The sequence below is a fragment of the Thalassolituus sp. ST750PaO-4 genome, from assembly GCF_020320405.1.
GTDB lineage: Bacteria > Pseudomonadota > Gammaproteobacteria > Pseudomonadales > Oceanobacteraceae > Venatoribacter > Venatoribacter alkanivorans.
Map to the genome: position 1 here is coordinate 284306 of NZ_JABVCB010000007.1, position 19369 is coordinate 303674.

Here is a 19369-nt window from a genome sequence, read left to right on the forward strand (position 1 = left end):
GTCCGGAGAGGGAGCTATGACTTTTTCTGCGTTACTGGGATTAACGCTTCTGCTGGTTTTACTGGTTCTCTGGCTGGCCAGCTGGTGCTGGCGTCTGCGGCGGGAGTTAAAAGAAAACCTTGCCTCGGCTCAGCGCTTCCGCATTCTCTGGCAACACCTGCCTGACGTTATCACCGAAATTGACCGTGAAGGCCGTATTCTGGATGTTAACCATTTGTTTGATGGCTTTACTCTGGAAGATGTTGCCGGCAAATCATCGGTCGATTTTCTGCCGCAGGATCAGGCTATCCGGTTTACTCAGAGTCTGGAAGCTGCGATCAGGAGCCACTCCCCTCAATCCTTTGATATTACTCTGCGCGATCCGCAGGGCCGCATTAACTATCTCCATAATCAGCTGATTCCGCTGAGTTTATACCGCGATTTGCAGAGTTTGCTGGTGATCAGTACCGATGTTACCGAGCAGAAGCTGGCGCGGGATATTCTGACTGCAGAAAAAGAACAGGCAGAAGAAGCGAATGTGGCCAAAAGCCGCTTTCTGGCCAGTATGAGTCATGAAATCCGTACGCCGATGACCGGGTTGCTGGGGATGGTTTCCTTACTTGAGCAAACACCTTTGTCATCTGAGCAAATGGGCTTTGTGCGTATTATTCAATCATCTTCAGAACACCTGCTGACTATCGTTAACGATATTCTCGACATTTCCAAAATTGACGCCGATAAGCTCACGATTGAAGAGGAAAGTTTCAATATCCGTGAAATGATCGACAGCCTGATTGCCATGATGAGCGCCAGAGCGCGGGAAAAAAACCTGAGTTTGCAGTTCTTTGTAGAGGATTCGGTGCCGCACTATGTCATTGGTGATGCCATCAGAATCCGCCAGATTCTGATGAATTACCTCACTAATGCACTGAAGTTTACCGAGCGGGGCCATGTTCTGCTGCGGCTGGTTGTGGTCCGGCGCCAGTTCAGCCAGGTGTTGCTGCGTTTCTCGGTAGAGGACTCCGGTATTGGCATCGCCGCAGACCGGGCTCTGCAGTTGTTTGATGAATACAGTGTCGCGCATGGGCGTCTGTCAACGCTGGTCGGTGGTACCGGGCTTGGTTTAAGCATTTGCCGTCGTCTGGCGACGCTGATGCATGGCAAGGTCGGGGTAATCAGCTCGCCCGGGCTGGGGTCAAACTTCTGGCTTGATCTCAATCTGACGATTGCGGCCAGTGATCTGCCATCAGGCCAGCATCAGCCGGATACTAATGTTCATAGCGGCACGCTCTGGGTCTGTGATGAGGCCCGGATTAATCGCGCACTACTGGTATCGGTCGTACGCCGGCTGGGTATAACGGTCAGAGAGTTTTCTGTTGCCGAAGATCTGCTTGATGCACTGAAAGATGCCAGGCCCGATATTCTGGTTCTGCCTTATCGTTTGTTTAGCCTTTATCGGGACGGAGTTACCGCCAGTCTGAGCGAGGGGGGCACCCGCCTTGCGGTAACGGCTGCAGACAACGTGCCGGTGCCGGAAGCGGATTTGCTGGCACAGGGGATCAATGCATTCTGGGACTGGCCGATCAGCCAGGAGCACTTACAGCAGCTCTTGTTGCGCTTGTTTGATGAAAACAATAACCATCAATTGATTACCCGCTTCGGCCGTCAGTTACAGGAACATTCACCCGACCCGGGGCAGTTGCAGGGCATCCGTATACTGCTGGCCGAAGATAATATTGTGAATCAGAAAGTCGCTACCCAGATGCTGGTCCGGCTGGGTTGTGAGGTTACGCTTGCGGCTAATGGGCAGGAGGCGGTTGAACTGTACCGCCAAAAAGAGTTCGATCTGGTGCTGATGGATTGCCATATGCCGGTTATGGATGGGCTGGAGGCAACGAGACAGATACGCAGCCTGACGCAACGCCGGCAGATTCCTGTTATTGCATTATCGGCGGATGTTATGGCTGAACAGAAAGCGGCCTGTAAACAAGCCGGGATGAATGGTTATTTATCAAAACCCATCCGCCTGGAGGAGTTGCGTCAGGCGTTATGTGGTTTTCTCTATCCGGATCAGAGTGCGCTGCCATAAGGTATGTAGCGGTTATCGGTCAGGCTCTTCAGATGACGGATTGCGTCTTTTTCCGGCAGCTGACCATTCCTTTTCAGGGTGCGGAAAATCCAGATTGCCGGGTTCTTAGCGCCGCACTGCCAGCCACTGAACTTCATTTCTGCCAGCGTAAAAAAGGTTGCCAGCTGAAACAGCTCATCTGCACTGAAGGTTTCCAGAGCCGGCTGCCACTGCTCCTCGGTGAGTTGTATATGGGAACGCAGCGTTTTAACGGTATCTTCACCCAGCTGTTGCTCAGCCTGGGAGCTGTCGCCGGCCATGAGCGCTGTTACAGCCAGACATTGTTGTAACTCTGACGCGCTGATCTTGGCCGAACCTTCGGTCGATGGCACCCATTCATCAATCATTTGCTTTAACCTTGGTCGTTATCTTAAGCAGGGGACGATAGGATATACTAATCCGCCCGAATTCTTAACAAGCCAATGGGTTGGCGATCTGGTGTGCCAGCCACGATCAGCGGGTGGATTGGTTTTATTTTTGCCCCGATAACAGTGAGACTACATGCAGGATCTATATTCCGATATCCGCCCTTATCATGACGATGAAGTCAGGCGTGTTATTCAGCGTCTGACTCACGCCAGAACTCTGCAGCACGCATTGGTTAAATATCGTTTTCCCGCGTTGCCTTCCTGGCTCAGACAGGCATTGTTGCCTCTGGCTGGCTGGTATCTGCGCCGTCGTACTGCACATATTCAGACCGTTGAAGCCTTTCAGCGTTGGCTGGCTCCGTGGATTGCGGGGCTGTTGGAAAAATCAACCGATGAAATTGTGGTCCGGGGGCTGGAACATTTATCGGCGGACAAAAGCTATCTGTGGATTTCCAACCACAAAGACATTGCCATGGATCCGACTCTGATTAATTACAGTCTGCATCACGCCGGCTGGCCGACCAGCCGGATTGCGATTGGCGATAATCTGCTGGGGCACCCGGATGTTGCCGATATTATGCGTCTTAACAAAAGTTTTGTGGTTAAGCGCAGCATTGCCAATAAACGTGAAAAACTGCGTGAATTACAAAAGCTATCTGCCTATATCCGCAGCTCGCTTGAGAGCGGTCATTCCGTCTGGATTGCTCAGCGCGAAGGGCGCGCCAAAGATGGCATCGACAGAACCGATACTGCGGTACTTAAAATGCTGGCGCTTAATGGCCGTGAGCGCGGTGAGGATTTTACCGCGACGATGACAGCCATGTGTCCGGTGCCGGTGTCTATTCAGTATGAATGGGACCCCTGTGATGTACAGAAAGCACAGGAGCTGGTTACCCGTGCAGAAACCGGCCGTTATGAAAAAAGCGATGATGAAGATACGCGCAGCATCCTGCTGGGGCTGACCGGGGCCAAGGGGCGTATTTATGTCGATTTTGGCCGGCCGCTGAACACTGAAGAACTGGTTTCGGCCGATACGATGGCTGCTGCTATTGACCTGCAGTTGCAACAAATGTGTGAGATCCTTCCGGTGCAGCAATCGGCTCTGAATTTGTTGCAGCAGGAATTTTCGCTGGCAACCGAACTTGTCTGTGGTGATGTGGTCACTGCAACACATGAACAGCTGCTGCTGCGCTTGCAGGGCTTGGACCGTCCGGTCCGTAAACGCCTTCTGCAGACCTATGCCGCACCGTTATTACAGAAAATGGCAGCGGTAAGCACAAGTGAACCGCAATCAGGAAGCATTGAATGAAAACATTATGGATCCCGGCTCTGGCCTGTCTGACTCTGACCGGTTGTCCGGAATTAGGGCGGGAGTGGACAGATAAGGAAGAAACACTGCTGGTGGATTATTACAAAGTGCAGTGTGATAAGGATGACAGCAAGCTGTGCTTCCGGGTGCGTGAAAAAACTACCGACAGCTGGAAAACCGCCGATCTTCCGTTTACTGGCTTCAGCAGCTTTGTCTGGGGCAACCGCTACAGCGTTACTGTGAACACCAGTTTTAACAGCAGCGGTAAAGACAGCGCTTATGAATTCCGCGCGGTAAAAACTACCACGGCGGTTAATCCTGCTGATGAAGCCTTCGCTTTAACCCTGTACAGTCGCGCCGGAGTGCTCACTCCCCAGAATGACACGACCTGGTCTCTGGGAGATGAAATTACTTTTGCCTGTGGCAGCTATTGTGCGCAGATTAAAAGTGCCGTGGATGCGCAATATGCTTTGCAGCTGGAATTCACAGCCAGTGCCGGTGCCGTAACTCTGACCTCTCTGTTGTGCAGTGCCAGTGAAAAGGATTTCTCCAACGATTGTTCCGGAGAAAGCACGGTCAGCTGGACGGTGGCACACTTTCAGTCAGAGTGTGGTCTGGCTGAGGCTGCAATGTGTCTGCTGTATCGGGTAAACAGTTCTGACGATTTCTCGTTGTTACAGCTCTCTGGTGATATCAGTAATTTCACTCCGGTCTGGGGTAAACAATATGATCTGAAAGTGGTCAAAACCCTGTCCTCGGGCGGCAGCATCAGTAAAGCGGTACTGAAGGAAAACGACAGCAGCCCGGATGATAAAGCCAACAGTACTTATCCGTTTAAATTTATTCTGCGTGGCAGTGCGCTGGCGGCGAATAATGCGGGGGTTATTACCGGTTACGATGGCGCCGCGAATATGAACTGCAGCAGTAATTCGCTGTGCTCTGATCTGGATAACTACATTGATGATGACCAGTGGTTATTGCTGAAAGGATATGTCGATGGCGAGCAGATTCTGTTGCAGGAAATTATTTGTCACGATGATGTGCTGGCTGATTTCAAAGAGTGTGTCGCAGATGAAAAGGATGTCACCTGGTCATTCTGATGTGATGGTTTAACCATAAAAAAGGCCCTTATTCAGGGCCTTTTTTATTATCAGTAAATACCATTAATCCTGGCGGTTAATCAGTTCGCTGATGCGCTGGTTGGCCCGTGGAGCAACAGATACGTGCGGGAATTCCTGCACAATCTTACGGAAGTAGGCCAGTGCTTTCTGATTATTGCCGGCCTGATTATATGGACTCATATAGATCAGACCCAGCTGGTACAGGGATTTGGCCCGCATTTCAGCTGACGAAGCTTTATTATCGTAGAGAATCAGATAAACCGCTTCAGCATCGGCAACCCGGGCTTCGGTAATCGCCCGCTCGCTCATCGGAGTGAGTTCAGCGTCAAACGGTGTGTTGTCCGTTTTCAGCAGTTTACTGCGATCAACCTGTTTCAGCAGTTGTGTGGCCGATAGCTGTACCGGTTCATTCTGGCGGGCTTCAATAACCTGAATACGCTTGATTACTTTTTCTTTCAGACGCGAGTCAGGAAATTCAATCCGGTGCTGTTTAAGGTAGGCCAGTGCTTTCTGGTCATCGCGCTGATCGTTGTAGCGGTTCATGTAGAGTAAGGCCACCTGATAAATCGCCAGCGATTTCATGTTACTGCTGTAGTCAGGATCGCTGTAGCCTTTCATATAGGTGCTGGCGGCCTGTTCAGTTTTGCCGCGGCTGATGGCCTGTACAGAAAAGGTGAGCAGGTCTGGCTCTTCCTGCAACGCTGCTGCTGCACGGACTTTTATATTTTCATCGTAGCGGGCCACCTGGTGGCCACCTGCTTCAGCAATAAGCAGAGGTGTTGCTGCTGCACAGCCGGTCAGTATGGCAACCGTTGCCGCTGTCAGTATGGCTTTGATCATTATCGTATCCCTGATCATATTTTTAGAGTCTGGTGAGAGCGGCTAGTGTAATCAGCACCCTTCGGAATGGAAAGGTATAGTCAGGCCATATACTGGTTATTTATGACCAGGGTATGAAAAGCCCGGCTGGCGGGCTTTGGCAAGATGGTAATCAGAGGAAAAATGCAGCAGTAATTCCGGCCAGAGCACCAATAACTGCACCAGCGGTGGCAGCCCTGATAGCTGTTTTTTGCAGCTCTTTCTGTAATTCGCTGCGGGTAGTGGCGAGTGTTGCTTCCAGTGCTGTCTGGCTGGTTTTCATGATGGCGATCAGGTCGTCAGCATTTTTCTTGTCCAGTTTGTCGGCAACCGTAACGGCGAGGCGCTGATTCATTACCCGGGTTTTCTGAAATAACGCCTGTTCTGTCAGTGTCTTATTAACTTCCAGTTGCCAGCGTTCCTGTTGCTGATGCATGCGCGCCTGAATCAGATCCAGTTGATGGGTCTGGTGGGTTTGCAGTTGTTGTGTCGTGGCATCCAGGCCGGCACTGATTTCTGCTTTAGCTTCAGCAATAGCATTACGCAGATGCTTTTGTACGAGCTTATCAATTTCAACCAGTGCAATGGCCGGGGACTGAGATTTTTGCTCATCATTGGCGGCCGGCTCATCCAGAGACTGAATGACGGCCATAACGGCTTCATGGCTGGCGGGCTTGGCCAGAACACCATGAGCTCCGTGAGACAACGCCATTTCCTGATATTCCTGCCCCTCTTTGGAGGTATACATAATGGTCGGAATGGTAGCCGTACGGGGATTGGATTTAATCAGCTGGGTTGCTTCCAGACCATCCATACCCGGCATCATATGATCCATAAAGATGACGTCAGGCTGGCTGCTTTCGAGAAAACTGAGCGCCGCTTCGGCACTGTCGACGGCATCGGCCTGTACATTAATTTTACCCAGCAGGCGCTGCAGCATCATGCGGGCGGATTTGGAATCATCAACGACTAGAGCATTTTTTATGGTCATGGTTTGGCTCGTTCTGGACAGTCCGGCCGATAATAAGACCAAGATGCCTCTGATGGGTCAATAGGCGCAGGCGCCATCCTGTTTCAGTTTGTGGCAAATTACCACTTTTCGCGCTAAAAAGTCTGATCTGCCCAGGCCAATCTGGCATAATCCTGTGTTTACTGTTAATGAATCTGTAATGACTGTGACTTCTCATGCTGTCTTGATTAAACGTGCGTCCAGCGCATCGGTTCTGGTTGCTGTGACCCTGTTGTTAGCTAAAGTTTTCGCCTGGGTTATCAGTGATTCCGCCAGTGTGTTGTCATCTATGCTCGATTCTTTAATGGATATTGCAGCATCACTGGTGAATTTTTTTGCCGTACGTTATGCGCTGATGCCGGCGGATGATGATCATCCGTTCGGGCACAGTAAAGCTGAAGGTCTGGCGGCGCTGATTCAGTCTGCCTTTATTCTGGGCTCGGCGGTGGTGCTGTTATTACACGTATTTGATCGTTTGCTTAACCCCCAACCGCTGACTGCTTTGGGAGAGAGCATCGGTGTCATGACGTTTTCGATGTTCGCCACTATCGGCCTTGTGCTGTATCAGCGCTGGGTTTTCCGTCAGACCGGATCGCTGGCGATTAAAGCCGACTCTGCCCATTATTACGGTGATATTCTGACCAACGTGGCGGTTATTATGGCGTTAATAGCAGCTTACTGGCAGCAATACTGGTTTGACCCGGTTGTGGCGCTGGCTATTGCCGGTGTGTTGTTTTACAGCGTGTACGGCATTGTCAAAGAAGCGCTGCAGGTGCTGATGGATCAGGCCATGCCGGATGAGGATGAGGCCGAGCTGAAAGCGTTGATTAACAGCTGTGAAGGCGTGCGTGGGTTTCATGATTTACGTACACGGCAAGCAGGGGCGCTGCAGTTTATTCAATTTCATCTGGAGCTGGATGCGCTGCAACCGCTGAAGTCCGCACATGCTATCGGGGATCGCGTTGAGAAACGCATTCTGGAACGTTTTCCCCGTGCCGAAATTATTATTCACCACGATCCGGTCTGAACGCAGATGATCTGGCGGGGATGGCTGGTATTGCTGGGACTGGCACTTTCCGTGTCAGCATCGGCGCTCAGTCCGGAACCCTTTCTGCAAGGTGACAGTGAGCAACTGATCGCACCGGTCGTAACGGTTCCTGTTGCTGAAGAGCCTCCTTATACCGCTCAGACTACGGTTGATCCGGCGATGCTGGATCGTTCAAAGGACTGGTTGGCCGGTTATCTGAACCGGTTGTCCGGTAATATTGATACGTTCTTTGTCGACTCTTTTTTCAGTGAAGAAATTACGGACGATGATGTTAAGGGCAGCCGCGCCAAGCTGTCGTTTTACACCCGGCGGGTTTTAGGCGACCCGGTGGATTATAAATTCGGCCTGAGTGTAAAACTGGTATTGCCGCATACCAATGAACGGCTGAATTTACTGCTCGATTCGGAAGATGAAGATAACCGCGAAGCGGATCCGATAGAGAGTGTTGAAAACGTGAATTACACGGCGGCGCTGCGTTTTATTGTGCGCGAATCCGATCAATGGAAAACCAACGTGGATGCCGGTATCCGCTGGGGCGTTCCGCCTAATCCTTTTGTGCGTTTCCGCGCCCGGCGCTATGCCTATTTATCCGAGTGGGAACTGAAAGCGACACAGACACTGTTTTATTTCTCTCTCGATGGCTGGGGAGAGGAAACCCGTCTGCAGATGGATTATCCATTAAATACGGAGAAGTTATTCCGCATTAATGCCAAGGCCGGTTATCAACTGAATGATGAATATTTTAAGCTTTCGTATGACGCCGGGCTCTATCATGAATTGAGCAGTAAAGCGGCTCTGGGTTTTGTGGCCGGGGCCAGTGGCGACAGCGAATTTGATACAACTTTTTATTCCTATCATGCCGGTGTTCGTTATCGCCGTCAGGTATACAGCAATTGGGTATTTGCTGAGGTGGCACCGGAATTTATCTGGCATCGTGACAAAGATTATGGCACGACCCCGGTTATTATGTTCCGTCTGGAATCTGTGATTGCCCGCGATTAAATTACGGGCTTAAGCGGATAAATCGTGCGGAAAGTAAGGTTGATGCGTGGCTGCCGGATGCGTGCGCGTTTGGGCAGGCTGTGCTGCCAGTGCCTCTGCATACCGGGTTGCATATCCAGCAGGCTGCCGCTGGCCAGTGGCAGGATTCCCGATTGACGGCTGCTGCCTTTACGGCGTAAGGCAAAATCCCGCTCTGCGCCCAGACTTAGTGACAAAATCCGCGGATTTTCGCCCAATTCCTGCTCATCGTCAGCATGCCAGCCCATACAATCCTGACCGTCACGGTACAGGTTGCACAGCACGGCATTCAGCTGTAATCCGGTTAGCTGGTTCAGTTGCTGACAAAGAATCTGCAGTGTTGGTGTCCAGGGATCTGCGTGCAGGGTTTTCCCGGAATAGGTGTAACAGATGCCGGGATCGCCGTGCCAGGCCTGTAAACGCGGAATAATGTGCTCGCGTCCGTAAATAAAAACGCGGCCCTGTTGCCAGGGAATTTCATGCAGCAATTGCTGATACAGAGCGTTTGCCTGTTCAGGCTCCAGCAGAGCGGGGTGGTAGTGCAGCAAACCGTCGAGCAATAGGTCAGGCGACTCCGTGCGGAGCCGCCATATGGGTGCCGCCGGGTTACTTGTCAAAGAAACCTTCAAACAATGGTGAAGTGAGATAGCGTTCACCGGAGTCCGGTAAAATAACGACGATTTTCTTGTCTTTAAAGGCATCCTCCTGCGCCAGGCGCAGTGCGGCCACCATGGCTGCTCCACAGGATATACCGGCCAGAATGCCTTCTTTTGACATCAGCTCATGGGCCATGGCCATGGCAGCGTCATTATCAACCTGCTCAACACGGTCAATCATGCTCAGGTCAAGGTTGCCGGGAATAAAGTTGGCACCGATTCCCTGAATTTTATGAGGCCCAGGACTGATGGCTTCGCCGGCCAGTGTCTGGGTAATGATCGGAGAGGCTGAAGGCTCTACCGCCACCGACGTGATGGCTTTATGTTGTTTGATAAAGCGCGAGATGCCGCTGATGGTACCGCCGGTGCCGACCCCTGCAACCACAACATCCACCTGGCCATCGGTATCATTCCAGATTTCCGGCCCTGTGGTTTTTTCGTGGATGGCCGGGTTGGCCGGGTTATTGAACTGTTGCAGCATAATGCGCTGCTCCGGTGCTTCGGCGACCAGTTTTTCTGCGGCCTCAACTGCACCTTTCATACCCTTGGCGCCTTCGGTGAGCACCAGATTAGCGCCCAGAGCCATCATCACCTTACGGCGTTCCATACTCATGGTTTCCGGCATGGTGAGGGTAATTTTGTAGCCGCGGGCTGCTCCGACAAACGCCAGAGCGATACCGGTGTTCCCACTGGTTGGCTCAACGATTTCCATTCCCGGTTTGAGTAGCCCATCCTGCTCGGCCTGCCAGATCATATTGGCACCAATGCGACATTTAACGGAATGCGCCGGATTACGGTTTTCCAGCTTGGCATAGATTGCCGGGTGATCAGTCAGATGGCGAATGCGTACCAGCGGCGTATTTCCGATGGATTGGCTGATATCTTCAAAAACCTTCATAGAACCTCGCATGAACATGGACGTGTCAGGATATTGTCTAAAATGGAGATAGCGTGTCTTATGTCACAAAAAATAACTTCAGCTTTGCCGTGTTCTGGTGGATTCTGTCAACACCAGCAGGCGGGTGTGGGAGAACCGGTGCCAAACATCAGCAGTCAGCAAGACAGTGACACCTTAAAGCGAGTAGAGGAGCAGATCAATATCCTCTCTGGCATCCTCGAACAGGGCCGTCATCATTTACGCTTCCCTGGCCGCCTTGAACAACGTTATCTGGAATTCCGTAATCAGCGTTTTCTGGAAATCGATCAGAAAATTATCATTGCTGGCCTGCTGTTTTACCTCGGCTTTACCTGGTCAGACTTTTATCTGGGCGGGGATAACGCCGGGCTGATTTTTGCCTGTCGCCTGCTGATTACGATTTCCATGTTTGCTTTGCTGTGGTGGATTCCCCGCTCTCGTTTTGCTACTCACATGATGACCATTGCCGCCAGCGGAATTTTTATTGCGGGGCTGTCGGTTATCTTTTTTATTCAGCTGATTCCTGATGCCCTGAAATATGCTTACCATCTCGGGCTGATACCTATTCAGGTATTTACTCTGGTGGCGCTGCGGTTGAGTTACCGCTCTATGCTGATTGTTTCGGTATCGCTGCTGAGTTGTTACGTAATGATGCTGCTGATCAGTGATGCACCGGAACTCAGTGCCGAGCTGGGGGCCATCGTTGATATTTTTATGCCACTGTTTGTACTGTTCTGGCTGTTGTTGATCGGTATGGGGGCTTATCTGGCTTATGCCATAGAGTCTTCTGCGCGCAGCGATTATATGAAAAACCGCTTACTGGCGCTGGAAGCAGAGCGCTTGCAATACCTGACCCGGCGACTGCATCTGCTGTCGACCACTGACAGCCTGACCGGCATAGCCAACCGCCGTTATCTGGAAGAGTGTCTGGCCAGCGAATGGCGCCGCTGCCTGCGGGCGCAACGGCCGTTGGCCCTGATTATGATCGATATCGATAATTTCAAAGATTATAACGACCGTTATGGCCATCAGCAGGGTGATCGCTGCTTGTACGATATTGCCCGTAATATGGCTTCATTCTGCCAGCGGCCTGGTGATCTTTGTGCCCGGTATGGCGGAGAGGAATTTATTATTATTCTGCCGGATACAGCGCTGGGTGAAGCGGCTTATATGGCTGAAAAAATCCGTGAAAGTATTGTTGCTCTTGGTATCCGCCATGAAGCCTCAGAGTTTTCTGTGGCAACCATCAGCGCCGGCGTGGCAAGTATGATTCCAACGGCGGAAAACAGCAGTGACGATTTGTTGCGTATCGCCGACCGGATGTTGTATCAGGCTAAAGATCAGGGCCGCAACTCGGTGGTTGCGGCCTGAGCCTGTCTGCTGATTACCTTACCGGCGATTATTTAACCGGCATAGCAAGGTGCACTCAGCTGGCGTTATGCAGAGCACTCAGTTGCTGGTCTTTTTCTTCCCACAGCTGCTGTACCCATTGCTGGAAGTGCAGGCGGTAGGTGTCGTCATTTTCGTAGTCACCATCCAGCAATTCTTCCGGGATCGGCTTTTCGTTAATAATCACAGTACAACGCTGCATCTTTCCCTGTAAAAAGTCCCAGAACGTCGGAATTCCATCCGGATAGTGAATGGTTACGTCCAGAATTGAGCGGAACTGGTTACCCATCGCATTCATGGCGAAGGCCATACCACCGGCTTTGGGTTTGAGCAGATGCTGAAACTGAGAGTCCTGATCGTCGTGTTTACGCTGAGTAAAGCGCGTACCTTCGAGAAAATTCATCACGCTGGTCGGCATTTCGCGGAATTTTGCACAGGCTTTACGGGTTGTCGCCAGATCCTGTCCGCGTTTTTCCGGATGCTTTTCCAGATACGCTTTGCTGTAGCGTTTCATAAACGGGAAATCCAGTGCCCACCAGGCCGCGCCCATTACCGGAACGCGGATCAGTTCCTGTTTAAGAAAAAACTTCAGCAACGGAATGCGGCCGTTCAGCGCATGTTGCAGCACGATAATATCTACCCAGCTCTGATGGTTGCTGATAACGAAATACCATCCCTTTTTATCCAGACTTACCGGCCGCTGAATATTCCAGTTCATTTTCTGTGTCAGCATCATCCAGCCGGAATTACAGCTGACCCAGGCATTGGCAATGGCAGTCAGAATCGCGGTGACGCCTTTGCGTACCAATGGCACGGGAATAATGATTTTTACAAAGGTGAAGATAAACAGCAGGGAGCACCAGAACACGATGTTGATAAACAACAACAGGCTGGCAATAACACCGGTAATAACCGCAAGCATTTATTATTTTCCTTTATTTTGTTGTGACTGAATCGCGGTGAGAGCGATGGTGTAAACAATATCTTCAATCAGTGCGCCACGGGACAAATCGTTTACCGGCTTGGCCAGGCCCTGCAGCATTGGTCCGATGCTGATGACATTGGCGCTGCGCTGTACCGCTTTATAGGTGGTATTGCCCGTATTCAGATCCGGGAATACCAGTACGGTTGCCTGCCCTGCGACCGGGCTGTCCGGCGCTTTACTGCGCGCCACACTCGCCGTGGTAGCTGCATCGTACTGCAAGGGCCCGTCAATCAGCAATTCAGGGCGCTGCTGGCGTACCAGTTCGGTGGCCGCGCGCACTTTTTCCACATCGGCGCCGCTGCCGGATTTACCGGTGCTGTAGCTGAGCATGGCAATGCGTGCGGGAATGCCCATGGCAATGGCAGAGTCGGCACTCTGCATGGCGATATCGGCCAGCTCCTCAGCATCCGGATCAGGGTTGACTGCACAGTCACCGTAAACCAGTACCTGATCCGGCAGTCCCATAAAAAAGACGGAAGATACCAGCTTGGCGCCGGGCGCTGTCTTAATCAGCTGCAGTGCCGGACGGATGGTGTTGGCAGTGGTATGAATTGCGCCGGATACCAGACCATCCACTTCATCCAGCGCCAGCATCATCGTGCCGAGCACCACGTTATCTTCCAGCTGCGCCAGCGCCATAGGTTCGGTCAGCTGCTTGTGTTTGCGTAATTCGACCATGCCGGGTACATAGCGGGCACGTACGCTGGCCGGTTCAATAATCTGCAGACCTTCCGGCAGCTCAACCTCATTGGCCTGGGCGATCTGGTGGATACGCTCCGGATCACCGAGCAGGACACACTGGGCGATACCGCGTTGCTGGCAGATTGCCGCCGCCTGAATGGTTCGTGGCTCTTCGCCTTCAGGCAGTACGATACGCTTTTGTGCGGCACGCGCTTTGGCAACAATCTGATAGCGGAAGGCCGCCGGGCTGAGGCGTGAAGCATGGGGCTGGCCCAGACGTTCCATCAGTACCGGAATATTCAGGTGCTCGGCAACGGTGGTCATGATGTGTTGTACCCGGTCAACGTCATCAATGGACACGTGAGTATCCATCTGCGTCAGTTGCTGGGCTGTGGTAAAGGTATCCATGCGGGTCTGCAGTACCGGAATACCGGTCTGCAGTGCCGGACGGCAGAGGTTAATAACCTGTTCGCCGGGTTGAAGTCCGCTGGTCAGCAGCAGTCCGGCCAGCGGAATACCGCTGCTGACGGCCATGGCTGCAGCCACAATAATATCGTCGCGGTCGCCTGGGGTTACGATCAGCGTGCCGGGACGCAGGACATCCACCATATTGCCCAGTGTGCGGGCACAGAGGGCAATGCGCAGTACGCGCCGGTCAGGTTCGCCTTCGTGCAGGGTCTGAGTATCCAGAGCTCGGGCAATATCCAGTATGCGCGGACTGACCAGTTCGGCTTTCCAGGGGATAACGCCCAGTACCGGACATTGCTTCATGCTGAGCTGCCAGAAAGCATCCTGTTCCTGTTGGCTGACCCCTGCGTCCTGAGACATCAGTTCGCCGGAGGGAATGGCCTGCTGAGCGGGTGCTTTACCTGCTTTGTTGATAATGCAGCCCATCAGATTGGCCTGAGAGCCGCCAAAAATACCAACCTGCAGCTTCAGCTCCGATTGTATCTGGGCGGGACTGCGGTTACGGCCACTGGCCACCAGAATTACTTCTGCATTCAGGGCTTTCGCCATCTCGGCGTTGAGTTTGGCGGTGTAGGGTTCGCTGCGGTCAGGCACCAGCCCTTCGATCAGTACCACATCGCAATCGCGGCTGACTTCATCGTGCAGGGCGATTACATCTTCCAGTACACGGTCGAGCATGCCGTCGCTGATACGTTGCTGTACCAGATTCAGATGCATCGGATCAGGGGTTGTCAGGTGCAGTACGGTGCGCACCAGATGGCTTGAACGTTCGCTGGCGGCGTAGCCCGGAGCAACCGGCTTAACGAAGCCAACCTTCAGACCCTGCGCATCCAGCGCGCGGATCAGACCGAGGCTGATGGTGGTGAGTCCGCTTTCCAGCCCGGTTGGGGCAATAAAAATATTGATCATCAGAGGTTCAGTTCGCAGCAATCAGTTGGTAAGTGTCGAGGGCAATCATGCGCTCTTCTGAGGTCGGTACCACCATAACCAGCGGTGAGCCGGGCTGACTGATGCGTCCGTTTTCATCGCCGTGACAACGGTTCAGTTCGCTGTCGAGACGGAAGTTCATCAGGCGCCAGGCGGCCAGAATACGCTGGCGTACCGGTGCGGCATGTTCGCCGATACCGCCGGTAAAGACCACGGCATCAATGGTTGGCAGAGAGGTTGCCAAAGCGGAAAACTGACGGGCAACGCGGAAACAGAATACCTGGATTGCGCGGTGCGCGCCTTCATGGCCTTCGGCCTCGGCGGCGAGCAGGGTGCGCATATCGTTACTTAAACCAGACAAACCTTTGAGGCCACTGTTGCGGTTAAGCTCGTGCATGATCTGCTCCAGTGACAGATTACGGCTGCGCTGCATATGTTCAATCAGGCCTGGGTCAATGTCGCCACAGCGTGACCCCATAACCAGGCCTTCCAGGGGGGTCAGACCCATGGAGCTGTCGACCGAACGGCCGCAGAGCACGGCGGCGGCGCTGCAACCATTCCCCAGATGGGCAATCAGCAGGTTGCAGTCTTCAGGGGCTTTTTTCAGGCGGCGGGCGGTTTCCTGCGTGACATAGCGGTAGCTGGTGCCGTGGAAGCCATAACGGCGCACCGCATCCTGCTCATACCACTCGTAAGGCACGCCATACAGGTAGGCTGACTCGCTCAGGGTCTGATGGAAGGCAGTGTCAAATACGGCGACCTGTGGCACGCCGGCAAACAGCTCGCGGCACAGCTCAAGCCCAAGCAGATTGATTGGGTTATGCAGTGGTGCCAGGGGGGACAGCGTCGCCAGGCGCTGCTGCTGTTCGTCATCAATGATGGTGCTGGCATGAAACAGTTCACCGCCATGCACAACCCGGTGGCCGATGCCCTGCAGATTTTGCAGCACTGAACCACAGCGCTCAATAAAACTCAGCAGTGCGGCTTTATGGCCGGAGTCTGCGGGCAGGTCACCCTGATATTCAATAGCGCCCTGAATACGGATGCTGGGCTGGTGTTCATTCAGGCGCTCGGCCAGTGCAGTCAGCAATGGCGCGGATTCATCGGGATTAGCGTACAGAGCAAACTTAATGGATGAGCTGCCACAATTGATGACAAGTACAGATTGGTTCACAGCAGATTCCTTGCTTTTATCGATGTATGCCCGGCTCAGGCCGGGCTGACGGATTTCAGGCTAACTTCCAGACGTTGCAGAACGGTGTAAGCCCCACGACTGGCAACCTCCGGCAATTGCCCCATCGCAAATTTCAGCGCGTAGAGGTAATCGCCTCCCGAGGCTTCAGCACGAATAATCACGGCGGGAATGGCTTGCAGACGGTGGTCACGGCTTTCGATGCTGATCAGTAGCCGTTTACCGACCTTCATTTTCAGTGGCGAAATAATGGCAATACCGCCGATGGCAAAATCGCGGGCGATGGCCATATGGGCTTTTTTCGGCCGGCCAAACAAATTCAGCATGCGGATTTCCAGCTTCAGCGGAGAGGCATCGTAGCGTTGACGGAAACGTCGTTCATTGGCTTGCACATTACCCCCTGGGGACTGGTTGCTGCTCGGCGGGAAGGCTTTCCTGCAGAGGCTGCTGGTCATAGCGGTTCAGTTTATTGTGTTCGATCATATTACGAATTTCGTCAATATACTCCTGACCACGGGTTGAGTAGCCATGCAGGCCTTCGGTCAGGGTTTCGCCACTGGCGTAGCCCCGCTGCTCGATTTCCTGTTCACGTAACTCGCGCAGCTCACGGTAGCGCGGGTGGCTGTTCAGGTTGCGCATATAGCTTTCGACCGATTCCAGTGGTGATTCAAAGGCGCGTACTTCATGACGCGAACTGCCGCCACGGGCTTCAGGCACCAGACCACAACCCTCGCGGAAACACCACTGCCCAAACAGATTGTTGCCTTCCTGAGCAAAGCGCGAAGTGCCCCAGGCGGATTCGTTGGCGGCCTGAGCCAGTACCAGTGATGGCGGAATGGTGTTGACCCGCAGTAGCAGCAATGCTTTCTGCTCATCTTCGTCGTCGGTATTCACGCGGTATTTGATCAGCAGTTCCTGCAAGGTTGCCCGGTCACGTTCGGTTAATTCGTCAGGCGCCAGATACCACTTCTCCACGATCTGACGCTCGGCCAGCACCCGTGTATTGGCCTCTTCAATTAACGGCAACAGGTAAGAGAAGAATGCGTTTTTCTTTTCTTTAACGTTCTGGTAACTGCTGAAGTCAGGCAGCGGCTGTATCTGCACGCTGGCACTGCGGACGTCATTGTCTGGTTGCGGGGTGTCTTCCCGGCAACAGCCGGCTAATCCCAGAATGATGATAAATGCTAAGTACTTTGGCATGTAAGAAACTGATTTTTTTAAGAAAGCTTCGTCTAAGTTTAGCGAATTTAACGCATTCCCCCCAGTACCGGAGCGTGAAGAAACGTCGGCAACGAACTGTCTTGCTGATTGACACAATTGAAAGGCATGTGAGTCAGAATATTGTCTTATATTCACAGTCCAGTGATTTTTTGTTACCGCTTATGCGCTTTGGTGTATTCTTGCCGATAAAGCAATAAAGGCGCACCAAATACGCTGGAGTGCGCTGTCTACGTAATATTCAGGAAGCCGATTCTATGTCCAGTCAGCCATTGGTCATCATTGCTGCTGAAACCCTTGCTCTCCAGGCTCAGCTGGGGGATTTGCTGGCTGCGGAAGTCTGTGTGACCGGAGCGATCAATCGCGCACAGCTTTATGACTGGCTGGATGAGCCTTCGCAGATACCGGATCTGCTGATTCTTGAACAGGGCTTGCTGGAAGAAGATCTCCCGGCCTTTTGCCGCCGTTGGCATAATCATCCGCAAACCCGTCATTGCGATATTCTGCTGTTGGGTAGCGCTGATGAGGTTCTGGAAACAGAAGCGCTTATGGCAGGGGTTGCTGATTACCTGCGTAAGCCGCTGAATCCGTTGCTGGCACTGACCCGGATAAAAAAACAGCTGGCCCAGCGGGCACAATGCAAACGGCTGGAAGCCTTGTCGGTGACGGATGGTCTGACACAGATTGCCAACCGCCGGTATCTGGATGAATTTCTTTGTGCGGAGTGGCGCCGGGCACAACGGGAAGGCGGTAATATCGGCCTGATGATGGTGGATATTGATCACTTTAAAAGCTTTAACGACCATTACGGCCACCCGCAGGGTGACCGTTGCCTGACTCAGGTGGCGCAGTGTCTGCAGAAAACGGTACAGCGGCCACGGGATCTGGTGGCCCGTTACGGCGGCGAAGAGTTTGCACTGGTTCTGCCGTCTGTTCACTTTGAGGGGATGGCCGTGGTTGCCCAGCGTTTGCAGGCTGCTATCGCCGGGCTGGCGATTGCTCATGCAGCGTCTGCGGTGAGTCAGTATGTGACCGTGAGTATTGGTCTGGCCTGGTGCGAACCCCAGGCCGATGAAAGCCATGAGCTGTTATTGGCGGCTGCCGATGAGGCGCTTTATGCCGCCAAATCAGCCGGGCGTAATCAATTCAGTGAAACGGTGAATCTGGCGCTGGTGCGCCAATTGCTGGAACACTGATCGTTCAGTTACTGCTTAAATTGGCACTCAGTTTATTCAGCAGGGCGCTGAGGCGCGACGAGGTACTCTGACGCCGGGTTTTCTGCAGCGCAATCCGTTGGAAATCTTCCAGTGCCTGCTGCAGTGAAACCAGTCCGGTGCTGATGACTTCATATTCGTAATGATGATCCTGAATGCTGATTTTCAGCAATTCCATATATTCTGCATTCAGCAGCTGCATCAGGTTAAAGACCTGATCTTTTTCTTCGCAGTTGCTGGCTTCCCAATAGGCATCTTCCAGTGTCTGAATCAGGTCCCAGATCAGTTCGCTGGCCTGACTGATGGTCATGGTGGACATAAGGCTCCTGTACAACATTGATGGTGACTGCTTTAAGCGTAGCAGACCGTCGATATCATGCCGTACAGGTGCGGTTGATCAGTGACTACGGGCAGGCTTGCGGCGGATATACAGGGTTTTACGCGCGCGGGCGACCAGTTCGCCGTCGGCATCGACAATGTGTACTTCATAGGTCGGCAGAAATTTTTCACCGTTCGCGGTTTTATCGCGGATTTCGGCCAGCATGGCATCGGTTACCAGAAAATGTGCACTGACAATACCGCGCCCGGGTTTTATAAAATCAATTTCAGCGCTGGCATCCCAAACGATGTAATCGCGGCCGAGACTGTTCATCAGCAACAGCATGTAAAACGGGTCAATCATAGAGAACAGGCTGCCGCCAAAGTGGGTGCCAACATAGTTACGGTTAAACCAGCGCAGCTTCATTTCGACTTTGGCTTCGCGGAAGTCTTTGGCCAGATAGCGGACTTTGACACCCGCGCCGAGATAAGGCCCGTAAACATTAAGGATGCGGCGTAAACCGGATGCAGAGGTCAGCCACTGGGTGAATTTTTTAATCATAAC

19 protein-coding genes are annotated in these 19369 nt (G+C 52.7%); 7 read left to right on the forward strand and 12 right to left on the reverse strand.

Annotated features, from left to right (window positions below; genetic code table 11):
- Positions 1–16: 16 nt before the first annotated feature.
- Positions 17–2068 (forward strand): response regulator, encoded by a 2052-nt coding sequence (locus tag HUF18_RS07170; protein ID WP_225691671.1) that lies wholly within the window; start codon positions 17–19, stop codon positions 2066–2068.
- Here the strand turns inward: HUF18_RS07170 and HUF18_RS07175 are convergent.
- Complete coding sequence (locus HUF18_RS07175) at positions 2050–2454, reverse strand: hypothetical protein (RefSeq protein ID WP_145469355.1); 405 nt, start codon at positions 2452–2454, stop codon at positions 2050–2052. The two genes, HUF18_RS07170 and HUF18_RS07175, sit on opposite strands and share 19 nt — an antisense overlap.
- 154 nt (positions 2455–2608) lie before the next feature.
- Here HUF18_RS07175 and HUF18_RS07180 point away from each other — a divergent pair, with 154 nt between their 5' ends.
- Positions 2609–3784 carry a 1-acyl-sn-glycerol-3-phosphate acyltransferase gene (locus HUF18_RS07180; RefSeq protein ID WP_145469356.1) on the forward strand — a complete coding sequence of 392 codons (1176 nt, stop codon included), beginning with the start codon at positions 2609–2611 and terminating at the stop codon, positions 3782–3784.
- Positions 3781–4884: a hypothetical protein gene (locus HUF18_RS07185; RefSeq protein ID WP_225691672.1), complete on the forward strand. Its 1104-nt coding sequence runs from the start codon at positions 3781–3783 to the stop codon at positions 4882–4884. Before HUF18_RS07180 ends, HUF18_RS07185 begins: the two co-directional genes overlap by 4 nt.
- Positions 4885–4947: 63 nt before the next feature.
- On the opposite strand, the gene HUF18_RS07190 is transcribed toward HUF18_RS07185, so the two are convergent.
- Together HUF18_RS07190 and HUF18_RS07195 are read right to left on the reverse strand one after the other, a co-directional pair.
- Positions 4948–5745, reverse strand: coding sequence for a tetratricopeptide repeat protein (locus tag HUF18_RS07190; RefSeq protein WP_145469358.1), 798 nt, complete (start codon positions 5743–5745; stop codon positions 4948–4950).
- Positions 5746–5896: 151 nt separating this feature from the next.
- Positions 5897–6754 carry a response regulator gene (locus tag HUF18_RS07195; RefSeq protein WP_145469359.1) on the reverse strand — a complete coding sequence of 286 codons (858 nt, stop codon included), beginning with the start codon at positions 6752–6754 and terminating at the stop codon, positions 5897–5899.
- A 178-nt stretch (positions 6755–6932) separates the two neighbouring features.
- On the opposite strand from HUF18_RS07195, the gene HUF18_RS07200 reads away from it, so the two are divergent.
- Together HUF18_RS07200 and HUF18_RS07205 are read left to right on the forward strand one after the other, a co-directional pair.
- Complete coding sequence (locus HUF18_RS07200) at positions 6933–7799, forward strand: cation diffusion facilitator family transporter (RefSeq protein WP_225691673.1); 867 nt, start codon at positions 6933–6935, stop codon at positions 7797–7799.
- A 6-nt stretch (positions 7800–7805) separates the two neighbouring features.
- Positions 7806–8822 (forward strand): hypothetical protein, encoded by a 1017-nt coding sequence (locus HUF18_RS07205; RefSeq protein ID WP_225691674.1) that lies wholly within the window; start codon positions 7806–7808, stop codon positions 8820–8822.
- Here HUF18_RS07205 and HUF18_RS07210 read toward each other — a convergent pair.
- Both HUF18_RS07210 and cysK read right to left on the reverse strand, forming a co-directional pair.
- The gene (locus HUF18_RS07210; protein WP_225691675.1) at positions 8819–9400 is read right to left on the reverse strand and encodes an alpha-ketoglutarate-dependent dioxygenase AlkB family protein; all 582 of its coding nucleotides are present in this window, start codon (positions 9398–9400) and stop codon (positions 8819–8821) included. The two genes, HUF18_RS07205 and HUF18_RS07210, sit on opposite strands and share 4 nt — an antisense overlap.
- 46 nt (positions 9401–9446) lie before the next feature.
- Positions 9447–10394, reverse strand: a complete 948-nt coding sequence (cysK, locus tag HUF18_RS07215; protein WP_225691676.1) for a cysteine synthase A — start codon at positions 10392–10394, stop codon at positions 9447–9449.
- 138 nt (positions 10395–10532) lie between these two features.
- On the opposite strand from cysK, the gene HUF18_RS19775 reads away from it, so the two are divergent.
- Complete coding sequence (locus tag HUF18_RS19775) at positions 10533–11783, forward strand: GGDEF domain-containing protein (protein ID WP_225691677.1); 1251 nt, start codon at positions 10533–10535, stop codon at positions 11781–11783.
- Positions 11784–11838: 55 nt separating this feature from the next.
- On the opposite strand, the gene HUF18_RS07225 is transcribed toward HUF18_RS19775, so the two are convergent.
- The 5 genes from HUF18_RS07225 to HUF18_RS07245 are packed head-to-tail and all read right to left on the reverse strand — an operon-like array spanning position 11839 to position 17254.
- A complete protein-coding gene (locus HUF18_RS07225) occupies positions 11839–12723 on the reverse strand; it encodes an acyltransferase (RefSeq protein WP_145469365.1) in 885 nt (294 codons plus the stop codon).
- A gap of 3 nt (positions 12724–12726) precedes the next feature.
- Positions 12727–14844 carry a phosphate acetyltransferase gene (gene pta, locus HUF18_RS07230; protein WP_225691678.1) on the reverse strand — a complete coding sequence of 706 codons (2118 nt, stop codon included), beginning with the start codon at positions 14842–14844 and terminating at the stop codon, positions 12727–12729.
- 7 nt (positions 14845–14851) lie between these two features.
- Positions 14852–16036 carry an acetate/propionate family kinase gene (locus HUF18_RS07235; RefSeq protein WP_225691679.1) on the reverse strand — a complete coding sequence of 395 codons (1185 nt, stop codon included), beginning with the start codon at positions 16034–16036 and terminating at the stop codon, positions 14852–14854.
- Between the two features lie 35 nt (positions 16037–16071).
- Positions 16072–16446, reverse strand: a complete 375-nt coding sequence (locus HUF18_RS07240; protein WP_186435938.1) for a PilZ domain-containing protein — start codon at positions 16444–16446, stop codon at positions 16072–16074.
- 1 nt (position 16447) lies between these two features.
- The gene (locus HUF18_RS07245) at positions 16448–17254 is read right to left on the reverse strand and encodes a glucosaminidase domain-containing protein (RefSeq protein ID WP_225691680.1); all 807 of its coding nucleotides are present in this window, start codon (positions 17252–17254) and stop codon (positions 16448–16450) included.
- A 275-nt stretch (positions 17255–17529) separates the two neighbouring features.
- Here HUF18_RS07245 and HUF18_RS07250 point away from each other — a divergent pair, with 275 nt between their 5' ends.
- Entirely contained in the window at positions 17530–18468 is a 939-nt protein-coding gene (locus HUF18_RS07250) for a GGDEF domain-containing protein (RefSeq protein WP_225691681.1), read from the forward strand.
- 4 nt (positions 18469–18472) lie between these two features.
- Here HUF18_RS07250 and HUF18_RS07255 read toward each other — a convergent pair whose 3' ends face one another.
- Together HUF18_RS07255 and HUF18_RS07260 are read right to left on the reverse strand one after the other, a co-directional pair.
- Positions 18473–18805 carry a hypothetical protein gene (locus HUF18_RS07255; protein ID WP_145469371.1) on the reverse strand — a complete coding sequence of 111 codons (333 nt, stop codon included), beginning with the start codon at positions 18803–18805 and terminating at the stop codon, positions 18473–18475.
- 78 nt (positions 18806–18883) lie between these two features.
- The gene (locus HUF18_RS07260) at positions 18884–19366 is read right to left on the reverse strand and encodes a DUF4442 domain-containing protein (protein WP_225691682.1); all 483 of its coding nucleotides are present in this window, start codon (positions 19364–19366) and stop codon (positions 18884–18886) included.
- Positions 19367–19369 lie beyond the last annotated feature (3 nt).